This is a genomic window from [Flexibacter] sp. ATCC 35208 (assembly GCF_001975825.1).
GTDB lineage: Bacteria > Bacteroidota > Bacteroidia > Chitinophagales > Chitinophagaceae > Chitinophaga.
Window position 1 is genome coordinate 75,242 of the sequence record NZ_MTKN01000003.1, and the last position, 14,266, is coordinate 89,507.

The following is a 14,266-nucleotide window of genomic DNA, read 5'->3' on the forward strand; positions in this document are numbered from 1 at the left end:
GGATGCCTGGCATGCATTTGACCTATTGGTTTAGGGATCATTATCATGCTTCGGTTTCATAGGTAATATTGAAAAAATCGTACCGGATTACCATGTCATTTTCTGCCTGTCCAGGAAAGCCTGTATACCCCGCTGACAATCAGCATGTTCACGGGTTACGGCATTTTCGGCGGCAGCGTGTTCCAATGCTTCGTCAAGTGGCAGGTCATATACCCGGGTGATTAACCGCTTCGTTACTTTTAACGAATTGCCCGAAGCATTGTTACAGAGATCCTCTGCTACTTTCGAGACAAGAGCAGCTATCTCTCCGGCTGGTACCATCTGGGTGATCAAACCATAGCCCGCAGCTTCTGCTGCGGTGATCAATCTGCCTGTTAAAAGTAATTCCCGGGCCCTTCCCTCCCCTATCTTTCGTACAAGGAATACTGATACCAGGGCAGGGATAAAACCGATCTTCACCTCTGTATAGCCCAGTTTTGCTTCTGGTACGACATAACTCAGGTCGCATAACGTCACTAACCCACAGCCGCCTGCAATGGCATGACCTTCTACCTGGGCTATGATCACCTTGTCATGGTAATAGATCTTTTTCATCAGTGCCATCAAAGCACGGGAATCTGCCAGATTTTCCTCTCTTGTATTCTTTTGTAATTGTTGCAGGGATTCCAGGTCCGCACCGGCGCAAAACGCCTCTCCGGAACCTTTTAATACGATCACTTTTACAGCGGCATCTTTGCCCGCTGCATCCAATGCTGCCTGCAATTCTACTACCATTGCGGCATTCAACGCATTGCGCTTTTCAGGGCGGTGGAGAGTGAGTGTGGCCACACGACCCGATACATTATACAGGATATGTTCGTATTTCATTTCGCGATTATTGCGAAGCTGGTTTCGCTGAATGAATATACTAATTTCTGCAAACTTAGTTCAATCTGTAACCTACGCTGGCATACACACCCAGGGACCGGAGTTTGTCGTGCACATAATCCGTGTGGAAACAGGCACAGAATCAGGCTAACAATTAACGTTTTCATAAGTAGAAATGTTATGTGTTTAAACCAAATATAAAAGAAAAACGCCGCTGCTTTTGAGCAGAAGCGTTTTTAACGTTTCTAATAGCATTACGTTTTTAATGAGCTATCGCATCTATTGGCAACCCCACATTTCCACTCGGCATCTGTATTCTCAACAAAGCTGCAATGGTAGGTGCAATATCCGTCATGCCCGTGAGCTTGTTGCTCTTCCCGGAATGTATACCCCATCCCATCCAGACCAATGGAATATGTGCATCATAAGGATACCATAAACCATGTGTTGTACCGGTTTTCCCTCCTTCTATATAACCAGGACGAACAATGTATTGAATATCACCACTCCTCTTGGCATTGTATCCGTTAATGAGCATATTTCTCAAAGGATTCGGGATAATCACATTCATCAGTTCTGACAAAGGAAACGCATTTGCAATCGCGGTATCTTTCAGTAATTCTTTGGCTGCTACTACTGCAATATCCTTCACAGATTTACCAGCTTTCTCAATACCATCGTGATCGAGGTACAATTGATAATTGCTTGCACCAATAACCGCTTTTTCCACACCAAAACGCTCTTTTACAATGGCATTGATCTGCTTAATATCCGAAGCCACGCTCCAGCTACCACCCGGTAATTTATTTTCTCTTGAAAAACCTGGTACATGTGCCACCCCATGATCGGCAGTCAGGAATACAAGGTATTGGCCTTTCCCCACAGTGGCGTCCAGGTATTTGAAGAAGGCAGCGAGGTCTTTATCTAATCTCAGGTAGGTATCTTCCGCTTCGATAGAGTTAGGTCCATACTGGTGCCCTACATAATCAGTAGAAGAAAGGCTTACCGTGAGCATATCTGTCACGCCATTATTCCCTAAGCGATAAGCATTTACCGCTTTCTGGGCAAAAGCCAGGGTCATGGTATTGCCGTATGGTGTACCAGCAATTCCTTTATTGGCATTTGCACTCATGTCATGTGGAAAAACGGGGGTAGCTCCTTCATAAGCTTTGTTATCTTCAGCACTCTGTCTATAACTTTCAATTGGGTACAGGGTATTCCATGGATGCTCCAGGTATTGTGCCGGCCACTTTTCCCTGTTATAATTTTCTACCCAGTCAGGCAGGCGGTTCATATAGTAAGAACTGGTGATCCAGTTGCCGGTAGTACCGTCATACCAATAAGCCGCTGTAGCGCTATGACCTGCGGGCAGAATAGAGCCTCTGTCCTTAATCGCCACACCTACCACTTTACTTTTGAAATTGGTAGCCAGCCTCAATTCATCGCCGATCGTGGTCACCTGCATATTCTCAGGACTCATTTTTCCGGCATTGGAAGTACTCCCCACGGTATTTACCGTACTATCTTCCGCACAATAAATCTCTCTGTTTAAGGCCGGGCTGAACCATTCATTCCCCACAATTCCGTGTACGGCAGGTACTGAACCGGTATAAACACAGGTATGACCCGCGGCCGTAACTGTTGGAGTATAATTAATTAGTGTATTTTCGCAGGAGAATCCTTCCCGCAACATCCGTTTGAAGCCACCATCAGAATAACGGTTGTTAAAGCGATACAGGTAGTCCCAACGCATTTGATCCACCACAATGCCAACCACCAGTTTGGGGCGGCCTGATAGCGGCGTGGCTGGTTTATCCCAGGCAGTAGCCTGGCCAGGTTTAGGAGAAGTAGCTTTTTGGCCACTTACCTGATTTAAAAAGACACAATTAACTGTAACTAATGCTATCGTTAAAATCTTCGGGCCGAGAATTCTTTTATACATTATTTTTTTTTAACATTTTGAAATGTAACCCAAGTTTACAAAAACTAATATTTTAATACCTTTGTGGCAAAATTAAAACAACCACTATTAATCATTATTTAACATATGGATATATTCGAGAAACTGCTGAAACACATGGGCCCTATCGGGGAGCACTCAGACAGAGCCCACGGTTATTTCGCATTCCCTAAGCTGGAAGGTGAAATTGGTCCCCGTATGAAGTTCCGGGGCAATGAGAAAATCGTTTGGAGTCTGAACAACTACCTGGGTCTGGCGAACCACCCTGAGGTACGTGCTACAGATGCTAAAGCAGCAGCGGATTTCGGTCTCGCCATGCCAATGGGAGCCCGTATGATGAGTGGTAATACGAACTACCACGAAAAGCTGGAAAAAGAATTATCCGATTTCATGGGCAAGGAAGATACATCGCTCCTTAACTATGGTTACCAGGGTATCATGAGTGCCATCGATGCAGTGTGCGGCCGTCGTGACGTGATCGTATACGATGCTGAGTGTCACGCCAGTATTATCGACGGTCTTCGTTTACACCAGGGTCACCGTTATGTGTTCAAACACAATGACATCGAAGACCTGGAAAAACAACTGAAACGTGCTGAAGACCTGATCAAAGGTACCTCTGGTGGTATCGTCGTGATCACTGAAGGCGTATTCGGTATGGCGGGCGATCAGGGTAAGCTGAAGGAAATCGCTGCCCTGAAAGACAAGTACGAGTTCCGCTTCATAGTGGATGATGCACATGGTTTCGGTACAATGGGTAAAACCGGTGCCGGTACAGGTGAAGAACAGGGTGTACAGGACAAAATTGACCTGCTGTTCAATACCTTCGCTAAATCCGGTGCTTCTATCGGTGCTTTCATCAGCGGCGAAAAGCAGATCATCAATTACCTGCGTTACAACATGCGCTCCCAGATCTTCGCGAAATCAGTTCCATTACCACTGGTAGTTGGTCACCTGAAACGCGTAGAACTGATGCGTAACCATCCTGAACTGAAAGCTAAGCTTTGGTCTAATGTAAACAAATTACAGTCTGGCCTGAAAGAGCGTGGTTTCAACATCGGTAGCACTAACTCTCCGGTAACGCCGATCTACCTGCAGGGTGATATTCCTGAAGCAACTGCCATGTGTCTGGACCTGCGTGAGAACTATAATGTATTCTGCTCTATCGTAGTATACCCTGTAATTCCTAAGGGACAGATCATTTACCGCCTGATTCCAACAGCAGCGCATAACGATGAGGACATCGAGCTGACGTTGAAGGCATTCAGCGAAACGAAAGAGAAGCTGGATAAGAAGGTGTATAATGTAGCTGAAATACCAATGATATAAGGTTATAATTAATAAAGCAAAAGCCCTGATCACCCAAATGATCAGGGCTTTTTGCATATATCAATAACGTTTTCCCAGCCGGCCGCAGGCCAACGCCCGCGCGAAAAAAGGGGATGTATCGTAAGTAACAGGAAGGCTATGAGAATTGCATCTACGAGAATTCTCTCCATCTGGTACCCGAATAAGAAGGGGCCGTCCCGAAGTTCTGAGTTCCCTTTTTCGCTATTTGATCGCGCTTAAAAACAAGGGAGCCCTTCGTTTTAATACGAAGAGCTCCTCTACAAATCTTTCTTTCTCACTAGGTGTAAATCACTTAGCTTTCATTAGGACATGGTAAGTAGAACAATTGGTTTTCATAGAATGGGAATCAATAAGACTCCTGGATATTTTTATACTAAAAAGCCCCTGACAACTGGACTTGTATATTGCATCTCTCTGAATCAAAAATAGTTAACATATGGTAATATAAACTCACACGAAGATGCTATTTTGTTAATGAGTTGTTAAAGTAAATACAACGTACAATAAAACCTCCTTTTCAGGAAAACCAGCCACCAGTAACGATTTAGTAAATTGGCTACTTTTTATAAGTGTATGATGAACAGCTAAAAAAGAGAAAAGGTGCAACATAACACCCATGTGGGATATATGTTACACCTCATATTCTTTTACAAGCTTGTTTCTTATGCTAAATGGCCTTCGATAGCAGTATCATACTGTTTTTTCCACTGGCTCACTTTACCCCAGTCATCACCATCTACAATTACATGTTCACCTTTCACGGCACCAATCTTCTCATACCTGACAGAGTATTCAGTTGCATCTACCAGTCCATGGAGCAAAGCTTCGAATTTCTCTTTATCCTCAGGTCTTACAGTGACTACCGCACGGCTCTGGCTTTCACCAAACAGGTAAGCATCCTTACGGAAGTTAGCATTGGTATGTACGTCAAAACCTAATCCGGAAGACATAGCGCTTTCCAGCAGGGTAATGAACAGACCACCTTCGCTCACATCGTGTGCAGACTGAATCAAACCTGCTTTATTCAGCTTGGTGATGGCATTTTGCAGCTGTGCTTCTTCTTCCAGGTGGAAGTGAGGAACTGGGCTGAATTCAATGCCGATCAGTTTGTGCAGGTATTCAGAACTGTTGATATCATTGCGGCTACGACCCAGCAGGTACACCAGGTGACCAGCTTCTTTGAAGTTCAGGGTCATACGGTCTTCGATGCTATCCAGGATACCCAGCATACCGATAGTTGGCGTAGGATATACAGCGCCATCAGGAGACTGGTTGTAGAAGCTCACGTTACCACCTGTAACAGGGGTATTGAATTTACGGCAGGCTTCACCCATACCTTTAATAGCATGTACGAACTGGTAGTATACTTCAGGATCGTAAGGGTTACCGAAGTTCAGACAGTTTGTAATTGCTACAGGCTCGCCACCACTACATACGATGTTGCGGGCTGCTTCGGCTACAGCGATCTGACCACCGATGTGAGGGTCAGCATATACAAAACGGCTGTTACAGTCAGTAGTTACAGCCAGTACTTTCTTCGTGCCTTTTACGGTTACGATAGCCGCATCACTTGGCGCGTTTGTAGAGGCATTCGCTGCACCTACCATGCTGTCATACTGGGTATAGATCCAGCGTTTGGAAGCGATGTTAGGCAGCTTTACCAGCCTTTCTGCCGCAAACTGTGCATGCAGGGTATCCGGAATGTTCTGGATACTGAAGGCTTTGATTTTTTCGAAGTAAACAGGCTCGGTATAAGCGCGGTGATATTGAGGAGCACCACCCCCCAGTACCAGGCTTTCTGCAGGTACATCAGCTTCCAGCACATCGTTCATATAGAACTTCAGTGACTTGTCGGTAGTTACTTCACCAATCTGCACGCAATGCAGGTCCCATTTCTCAAATATTTTCAGCACTTCGGCTTCCTGGCCTTTGTGCAATACGATCAGCATTCTCTCCTGGCTTTCGCTCAGCAGCATTTCCCATGCTTTCATATTCTGCTGGCGGGTAGGTACCTTATCCAGGTGGATAATCATACCATGTTCTCCTTTCGCACTCATTTCTGCGGTAGAACAGGTGATACCAGCTGCGCCCATGTCCTGCATACCTACCAGAGCTCCGGTTGGAATGATTTCAAGACATGCTTCCAGCAGTTTCTTTTCCTGGAATGGATCTCCTACCTGTACGGAAGGCAGATCTTCCACGCTGTCTTCGGTGATATTCGCACTTGCGAAAGAAGCACCACCTATACCATCTTTACCGGTTGCAGAACCTACGATGAATACAGGGTTGCCAGCACCATAAGAAGTAGCAGATACTGTCTGGCCTACTTTCACCACTCCAACGCTCATCGCGTTTACAAGCGGGTTAGTACCATAGCAATCTTCGAAGTAAGTCTCACCAGCCACAGTAGGCACACCAAAGCAGTTGCCATAATGACCGATACCATGCACAATACCTTTCAGCAGGTGCTGTGTTTTCTTGTCATTCAGATTACCAAAACGCAGAGAGTTCAAGGCAGCAATCGGACGGGCACCCATTGTGAAGATATCACGGTGAATACCACCTACACCGGTAGCAGCACCCTGGAATGGCTCGATAGCGGAGGGGTGGTTATGTGATTCGATTTTGAATACACAGGCATAACCATCGCCTATATCCACCAGACCGGCATTCTCTTCACCTGCCTTTACCAGCAGGCGCTCCCCATCGCGGGGCAGTGTTTTTAACCACACGATTGAGTTTTTGTAACTGCAATGCTCACTCCACATTACAGAATACATACTCAGTTCAGTGAAGTTTGGCGTACGGCCAAGGATGTTCTTTATGCGCTCAAATTCGTCTGCAGTAAGCCCAAGCTGTTCAGCTGTTTCAACGCTAGTCTGGGAGAACTTATCTGGAGTTTCTACGGAAGTTTGCATGTAACTAGATGTATGAGTACGATATATTTAAAAGAAGATGCAAACCTACAGGTTTTTCCTGCAATTGACAAGGAAATCACCTCTTGGTAGCTACCATTTTAACTGTAAATTATATCCTTTTACCCAAGAATTACTTAAGTAATTTTACCCAAAACAAGCCTTTTTCTACTCACTACTGAAGTAAAAAAGCCCTTTTGATACATTACTATTTTTTAAATACATCAGTTTAAGGATTACTCACCCCCGTTTTTTTGACCAAAAATCAAAATAATTAACCTTTATAACCTAAAAATGTAATTTTTTAGTTAAAATCAATTTAATTCTTGCTTATGTAAGCACAACAGCGTTCTTTTGTGTAAAATTATTTACAGCATGCAATCGTTACGCTTCACCGCGCTGGAAAACCTTTCTGGCGTTGATTCCAAAATCACATCCGAAGCACTCACCGGTACTAAGATCACCGAAGTGTTCGGCAGCAATGTATTCGCAGGAAAAGCAATGCGGGAAAGCCTGAGTGATGAGGCTTACAAAAGCCTGATGAACTCAATTAAGGCTGGCACCAAAATCGAACGTAAAATGGCTGAGCAGATCGCATCCGGTCTGAAAGCCTGGGCAATGAGAAAAGGTGTTACCCACTACACACACTGGTTCCAACCATTAACTGGTACTACTGCTGAAAAACATGACTCTTTCTTCACCCTGAAGAGTGATGGTACCCCGCTGGAAACATTTGACGGCGACGCTCTGGTACAACAGGAGCCTGATGCTTCTTCATTCCCTAATGGTGGTCTGCGTGCTACATTCGAAGCGCGTGGTTACACTGCATGGGATCCTTCCTCCCCTCCATTCATCCTGGAACAGGGATTTGGTAAGACACTCTGCATTCCTACTATATTTGTTTCATACACCGGTGAATCACTGGATTACAAAGCACCTCTGCTGAAAGCATTATCTGCTATCGACAAAGCTGCTGTAGACGTATGTAACTATTTCGATAAAAACGTTACCAAAGTTACTCCTACCCTCGGTTGGGAACAGGAATACTTCCTGGTTGACGAAAACCTGGCAAACGCTCGTCCTGACCTGGTCATGACTGGTCGTACCGTAGTTGGTCACGCACCTTCCAAAGGTCAGCAGCTGGAAGACCATTACTTTGGTTCTATCCCTGAGCGTGCTTACGCTTTCATGCGTGATTTCGAACTGGAATCATACAAACTGGGTATTCCTTTGAGAACCCGTCACAACGAGGTAGCTCCTTCTCAGTTTGAGTGTGCGCCTATCTTCGAAGAAGTGAACATCGCAGTTGACCACAACTCCCTGCTCATGGACGTGATGAACAAGGTTGCTAAACGTCACAAACTGAAATGCCTGCTGCACGAGAAACCATTCGCTGGTATCAACGGTTCAGGTAAACACAATAACTGGTCTATGGCTACCGACACCGGCGTTAACCTGCTGGCTCCTGGTAAGACTCCAAAGACCAACCTGATGTTCCTGACTTTCTTCGTTAATACGATCAAGGCTGTTCATGACTACGCTGACCTGATGAGAGCTTCTATCGCTTCTCCAAGCAACGATTTCCGTCTGGGCGCTAACGAAGCACCTCCGGCAATCATCTCCGTATTCTCAGGTAAATACCTGTACGATGTACTGCAGGAAGTAAAAACCCGCGTAAGCAACAAGTTCGATGAGCAGGATGAAGCTATCCTGAAACTCGACCTGCACCGTCACATTCCAGAACTGATGCTGGACAACACCGACCGTAACCGTACTTCTCCGTTCGCCTTCACTGGTAACAAGTTCGAGTTCCGTGCCGTAGGTTCTTCTGCTAACTGTGCTTCTGCAATGACAGTGCTGAATACTATCGTGGCTAAAACCCTCGCTACCTTCAAGGTTGAAGTGGATGCCCTGATTGAAAAAGGTGAGAAAAAAGAGATTGCGATTATGCAAACTCTTAGAAAATATATTGTAGATTCGGAAAAAGTTTTATTCGAAGGCGACGGTTATAGCGAAGAATGGGAAAAAGAAGCCGAGAAGAGAGGTTTACCAAATGTAAAAACTACTCCTCAGGCTCTGGATGCTTTCGTAACTGAGAAATCTACTAAACTGTTCACAGAAGTAGGTATCTACACAGAGAAGGAACTGCATGCTCGTCATGAAATCCTCCTCGAAGACTATGTGAAGAAGGTACAGATCGAAGCCCGCGTTATAGGCGACCTGGCTACCAACACGATCCTGCCTTCAGCAATCACCTATATGAATAGTTTGATCACTAACATCCGTGGTCTGAAAGAAATAGGTTTAGGCGATGCATCTGTTAAGGCGCAAACCCAGATTGCTAACAAAATAGCCGAACATGTTAACGTCATCAGTGAGAACGTACAGGCTATGATTGAAGCGCGCAAAGTAACTAACAAAGTTACTGACAGCCGCCAGAAAGCTATAGATTATTGTGAAAAAATTAAGCCGTACTTTGATGTGATCAGATACCACTCCGATAAACTGGAGTTCCTGGTAGATGACAAACAATGGGCATTGCCTAAGTACAGAGAGCTGCTTTTCTTGCGATAAAACCGTAAGATTGTTTTGGTGTATGATTAGCCCCGGGTATTTACCCGGGGCTTTGTGTTTTAAAGAGGTTTTGCACATAAAAAAATCCCGGCAGTCTGCACCACCGGGACCCTATCTAATAAAATATCTTACACTAACTTAAACGTCTCCGTAAACTTAGTTGTAAAGTTACCTTTTCTGAAATTCTCATCTCTCATCAGCTGCTGATGGAATGGAATGGTTGTCTTCACTCCTTCAATCACAAACTCACTCAGCGCTCTTTCCATGGTGCTGATCGCTTCTTCTCTCGTCTGTGCGATCGTAATCAGCTTAGCTACCATTGAATCATAATAAGGAGGAATTACATAGCCTGCATAGATGTGAGAATCTACTCTTACACCATGACCACCAGGAATATGCAAAACAGTGATCTTACCTGGAGAAGGACGGAAATCATTGTATGGATCTTCCGCATTGATACGACACTCAATTACGTGCATCTCCGGCATATAGTTCTTCCCTGAAATAGGAATACCAGCTGCAATCTTGATCTGCTCTTTAATCAGGTCGAAATTGATCACCTCTTCAGTCACACCATGTTCTACCTGGATACGGGTATTCATTTCCATGAAGTAGAAATTCCTGTGCTTATCCACCAGGAACTCAATCGTACCTACGCTCTCATAATTGATCGCTGATGCAGCTTTGATTGCCGCTTCACCCATCTTCTCACGCAACTCAGGCGTCATGAACGGAGAAGGAGACTCTTCAACCAGCTTCTGGTGACGACGCTGAATAGAACAGTCACGCTCACTCAGGTGACATACTTTACCATACTGGTCACCAGCTACCTGGATCTCAATATGTCTTGGCTCTTCCACGAATTTCTCCATGTAGATACCATCGTTATTGAATGCCGCGCGGGCCTCATTTTTTGCCATGTTGTAGGCATTCTCCAGCTCTTCATCTTTCCAAACTACACGCATGCCTTTACCACCACCACCAGCAGTTGCTTTCAGGATGATAGGAAGGCCCATTTCTTTAGCCAGTGTCCTTGCTTCTTCCAGGCTTTGTAATAAACCGCCGGAACCCGGAATAACAGGTACACCTGCTGCAATCATGGTTTCTTTAGCTGTCATCTTATCTCCCATCTTACGGATCATCTCCGGAGTAGGGCCGATAAATTTAATGCCGTGTTCTCCACAGATCTCTGCAAAACGTGCATTTTCAGCCAAAAATCCATAACCCGGATGGATGGCATCCGCATTAGTGATCTCAGCTGCCGCCATTAAGTGAGGGATATTCAGATATGATTCACTGCTCTGCGGCTTGCCTATACATACCGCCTCATCCGCGAACTTCACATGAAGACTGTCCTTGTCAGCAGTAGAATAAACAGCCACCGTTTTGATGCCCATTTCCTTACAGGTACGTATAATACGCAAGGCGATCTCTCCACGGTTGGCAATCAATATTTTCTTAAACATGTTTTTTCGATAGGTTAAAGAAAAAAGTTAATAAGCCTAAAAGGTTGGAACAATATGAAGCAGGGGAATCCCTACAATACCTCATAATATTCCAACCTTTTAACTAACAATTTTATGGTTCTACCAGGTACAGTGGCTGATCGTATTCTACAGGAGATGCATCATCTACCAGTATTTTTACGATTTTACCACTTACCTCACTTTCAATCTCGTTGAAAAGCTTCATCGCCTCAATGATACATACCACTTTACCTGCGGATACCTCATCACCTACATTCACAAAGAAAGGTTTATCAGGACCAGGGCTGCGGTAGAAAGTACCGATCATAGGAGACTTAATGGTTACCAGGTTGTCTGCTTTTACATCAGCAGCTGGTTTTGGCGCGTCAGCAGCCGGAGCTGATACAGGAACCTGCGCAGCAGCAACTGCCTGAGGAACTGCCTGTACAGGCGCTGCCATAGTTGGCAATGCAATCACCTGCTGAGTTTCGTTATCCTTTTGCTTTATTGTAATCTTAAACTTGTCCTGCTCAATGCTCAGTTCGCTGATGTTGGATTTGTTGACCATCTTGACCAGCTCCTGAATCTGTTTAAAATCCATGTAGACAGTTTTTGGTTTAGAAATGCTTGAAGTAGATATATAATTGGATGGACTAAAACTATTCTTTTACACGCTCAATGTAATCACCCGTTTTGGTGTTTACTCTGATCAGTTCTCCCTCATTTACGAACAAAGGAACATTCACGGTTGCACCACCTTCTACAGTGGCAGGTTTCAGCGTACGTGTAGCAGTATCACCCTTCAAACCTGGCTCAGAATACGTTACTTTCACCACGATTTTATCCGGTAATTCCACACTCATTGGCTGTTCGGTTTCCGTATTAATACTAACTCCTACTTCCTGGCCTTCTTTCAGGAACTGAGGTGCATCGATAATACTTGCCGGTAAAGCAATCTGCTCGAATGTCTCATTATCCATGAAGTTGTAACCACTATCGTCCTGATATAAGTATTGGAATGCCTTCTTCTCAACACGCACAGGGTAGATAGTATCACCGGAGTTCCAGGTATGCTCGATGGAACGGCTGTTATCAACACCCTTCAGTTTTGCCCAAACTTTAGCAGCGGCACGGGCTGTTTTGTTCTGACCAAACTCTACAACAGAATAAAGGCTGTTTTCCAGCTTTATTATCAATCCTGTTCTGATATCTGCAGTGGTAGCCATAAAAAGGATACTTAATTTAAAGTTAAAAATTTACGTTAAGGATTGCAAAAGTAATCATTCTGGCAAAACCCAAAACCCGTTGCTTCCTAATTTGTTTTAGTGTATTTAGAGACCTACTGTTACCTATTATTTTTTTTAGGAATGCAAACATAGTGTAAGGGAAGGTAATCTAGTAATTTTTTTATAAAAAAGTGGAAAAGTAAGCGTTTTGAGCCCTTTTTAAGCCAATTTAAGGCCAGAATAACATTGATTTCAGTGTATGAGGCCGGTTCTTCCAGTCATGTAAATGGCCCTTTTACGTATGCTTAAATTCGATACCTTTAGCTGTAATATTATTTTCAAATCAAAGAGTTATATGAAGCACTATCTGATCGTACTATTGTTATGTCTGCCAGCCTTGATGAATGCACAATCCAACAAAACTACCACTACTGCAGCCCAGGACCAACCTCCTTACCTGCAGTTTCCAACACCCCCCGCCTTTGAGTTTACCCTCCCTGACGGAAAGGTAATTACCAAAAAGAACTTGAAAAAGAACGTCAAAACCCTGATTTTTGTTTTCAGTGTAGACTGTGACCATTGCAAACACCTGACAGAAGAAATGCTCAAAAACATCGACAAGTTCAAAAAAGCACAGATCCTGATGGTGACACCGTTCAAACGGGAATTGATGAAAGAATATTATGACCATTATAATATTAAGAACTATCCGAACATTACCATGGGCAGCGAACCCACCCGCCAGATCATGTATTTCTACAACCTACACTACTTCCCAGGCCTCTTCGTATATGATAAGAAAGGTCAGTTTGTAAAAGGTTTTGAAGGTACCGCAAAGATCGAAGAACTCGCCGAGCTCCTGAAGTAGCCTGCAAATCTGCTTCAGCGGGCATTAGTTACATTTGTTCATCCTCATATTCTTCACCAAAATAAAAAGTATACGATGAAAGTTACTGTTGTAGGAGCTGGCAATGTAGGCGCAACCTGCGCTAATGTGCTGGTCCACAGAGATTTTTTACAGGAAGTCGTGTTATTGGACATCAAGGAGGGAACAGCTGAAGGGAAGGCGCTCGATACATGGCAGCAGTCGCCTATTGACTATTACAGCACCAGGATATCGGGGGTGACGAATGACTATGAGAAGACAGCCGGTAGCGATGTGGTGGTGATTACGTCGGGACTCCCCCGTAAACCTGGAATGAGTCGCGACGACCTGATCAACACCAATGCCAATATCGTAAAGTCTGTAACAGAGAATATCTCCCAGTATTCCCCTGATGCAATTATCATCGTAGTTAGCAACCCACTCGATGTAATGACGTATTGCGCTTACCTCACTGCCGGTAAAGACAGCAGCAAAGTGTTCGGTATGGCCGGTATCCTGGATACCGCCCGCTACCGTGCCTTCCTCGCCGAAGAAATTGGCTGCTCTCCCAAAGACATTCAAGCCATCCTCATGGGCGGTCATGGCGATACCATGGTCCCCCTACCCCGCTACACTACCGTGGCAGGTATCCCTGTCACTGAACTGGTAGCCCCCGACAAATTAGAAGCCATCATCCAGCGCACCAAAGTAGGTGGTGGCGAAATCGTAAACCTACTGGGTACCTCCGCATGGTACGCTCCCGGCGCCGCAGCAGCCCAGATGGTAGAAGCTATACTGAAAGACGAAAAACGCATCTTCCCCTGCTGCGCATGGCTCTCCGGACAATATGGCCTCAAAGACATCTACCTGGGTGTACCAGTGATACTGGGTAAAAATGGTATCGAAAAAATTATAGAACTACAGTTGGACCAGGACGAAACAAACCTGCTTAGAACCTCCGCTGATCACGTAAAAGAAGTGATGGACGTACTTGACAATATGAAAGTTGTAGCCTGATTCCACTTATTAACATCTTAAAATTG

The 14,266-nt window shown here is 44.7% G+C and carries 10 protein-coding genes; 4 read left to right on the forward strand and 6 right to left on the reverse strand.

Annotation, left to right across the window (positions count from 1 at the left end; all coding sequences use genetic code 11):
- Positions 1 to 87: 87 nt before the first annotated feature.
- On the reverse strand, positions 88 to 867 hold the full coding sequence (locus BW716_RS03315) for an enoyl-CoA hydratase/isomerase family protein (protein ID WP_083720948.1): 780 nt from the start codon (positions 865 to 867) through the stop codon (positions 88 to 90).
- Between the two features lie 262 nt (positions 868 to 1,129).
- The gene (gene pafA / locus BW716_RS03320) at positions 1,130 to 2,809 is read right to left on the reverse strand and encodes an alkaline phosphatase PafA (RefSeq protein WP_083720950.1); all 1,680 of its coding nucleotides are present in this window, start codon (positions 2,807 to 2,809) and stop codon (positions 1,130 to 1,132) included.
- Between the two features lie 105 nt (positions 2,810 to 2,914).
- On the opposite strand from pafA, the gene BW716_RS03325 reads away from it, so the two are divergent.
- Complete coding sequence (locus tag BW716_RS03325; protein ID WP_083720953.1) at positions 2,915 to 4,156, forward strand: pyridoxal phosphate-dependent aminotransferase family protein; 1,242 nt, start codon at positions 2,915 to 2,917, stop codon at positions 4,154 to 4,156.
- A gap of 683 nt (positions 4,157 to 4,839) precedes the next feature.
- On the opposite strand, the gene purL is transcribed toward BW716_RS03325, so the two are convergent.
- A complete protein-coding gene (gene purL, locus BW716_RS03330) occupies positions 4,840 to 7,095 on the reverse strand; it encodes a phosphoribosylformylglycinamidine synthase subunit PurL (protein WP_083720955.1) in 2,256 nt (751 codons plus the stop codon).
- 372 nt (positions 7,096 to 7,467) lie between these two features.
- Between purL and BW716_RS03335 the strand changes: the two genes are divergently transcribed.
- A complete protein-coding gene (locus BW716_RS03335) occupies positions 7,468 to 9,666 on the forward strand; it encodes a glutamine synthetase III (RefSeq protein ID WP_083720957.1) in 2,199 nt (732 codons plus the stop codon).
- Positions 9,667 to 9,794: 128 nt separating this feature from the next.
- Here the strand turns inward: BW716_RS03335 and accC are convergent, their stop codons facing one another.
- From accC to efp, 3 genes are all read right to left on the reverse strand, one after another.
- Positions 9,795 to 11,132, reverse strand: a complete 1,338-nt coding sequence (gene accC / locus BW716_RS03340; RefSeq protein ID WP_083720959.1) for an acetyl-CoA carboxylase biotin carboxylase subunit — start codon at positions 11,130 to 11,132, stop codon at positions 9,795 to 9,797.
- 112 nt (positions 11,133 to 11,244) lie between these two features.
- Entirely contained in the window at positions 11,245 to 11,733 is a 489-nt protein-coding gene (gene accB, locus BW716_RS03345; RefSeq protein ID WP_083720961.1) for an acetyl-CoA carboxylase biotin carboxyl carrier protein, read from the reverse strand.
- Positions 11,734 to 11,791: 58 nt separating this feature from the next.
- Entirely contained in the window at positions 11,792 to 12,358 is a 567-nt protein-coding gene (gene efp / locus BW716_RS03350) for an elongation factor P (protein WP_083720963.1), read from the reverse strand.
- Between the two features lie 355 nt (positions 12,359 to 12,713).
- Between efp and BW716_RS03355 the strand changes: the two genes are divergently transcribed.
- Positions 12,714 to 13,226 carry a redoxin domain-containing protein gene (locus tag BW716_RS03355; protein WP_179090981.1) on the forward strand — a complete coding sequence of 171 codons (513 nt, stop codon included), beginning with the start codon at positions 12,714 to 12,716 and terminating at the stop codon, positions 13,224 to 13,226.
- Positions 13,227 to 13,301: 75 nt separating this feature from the next.
- Positions 13,302 to 14,240, forward strand: coding sequence for a malate dehydrogenase (gene mdh / locus BW716_RS03360; RefSeq protein WP_083720968.1), 939 nt, complete (start codon positions 13,302 to 13,304; stop codon positions 14,238 to 14,240).
- Positions 14,241 to 14,266: the final 26 nt, after the last annotated feature.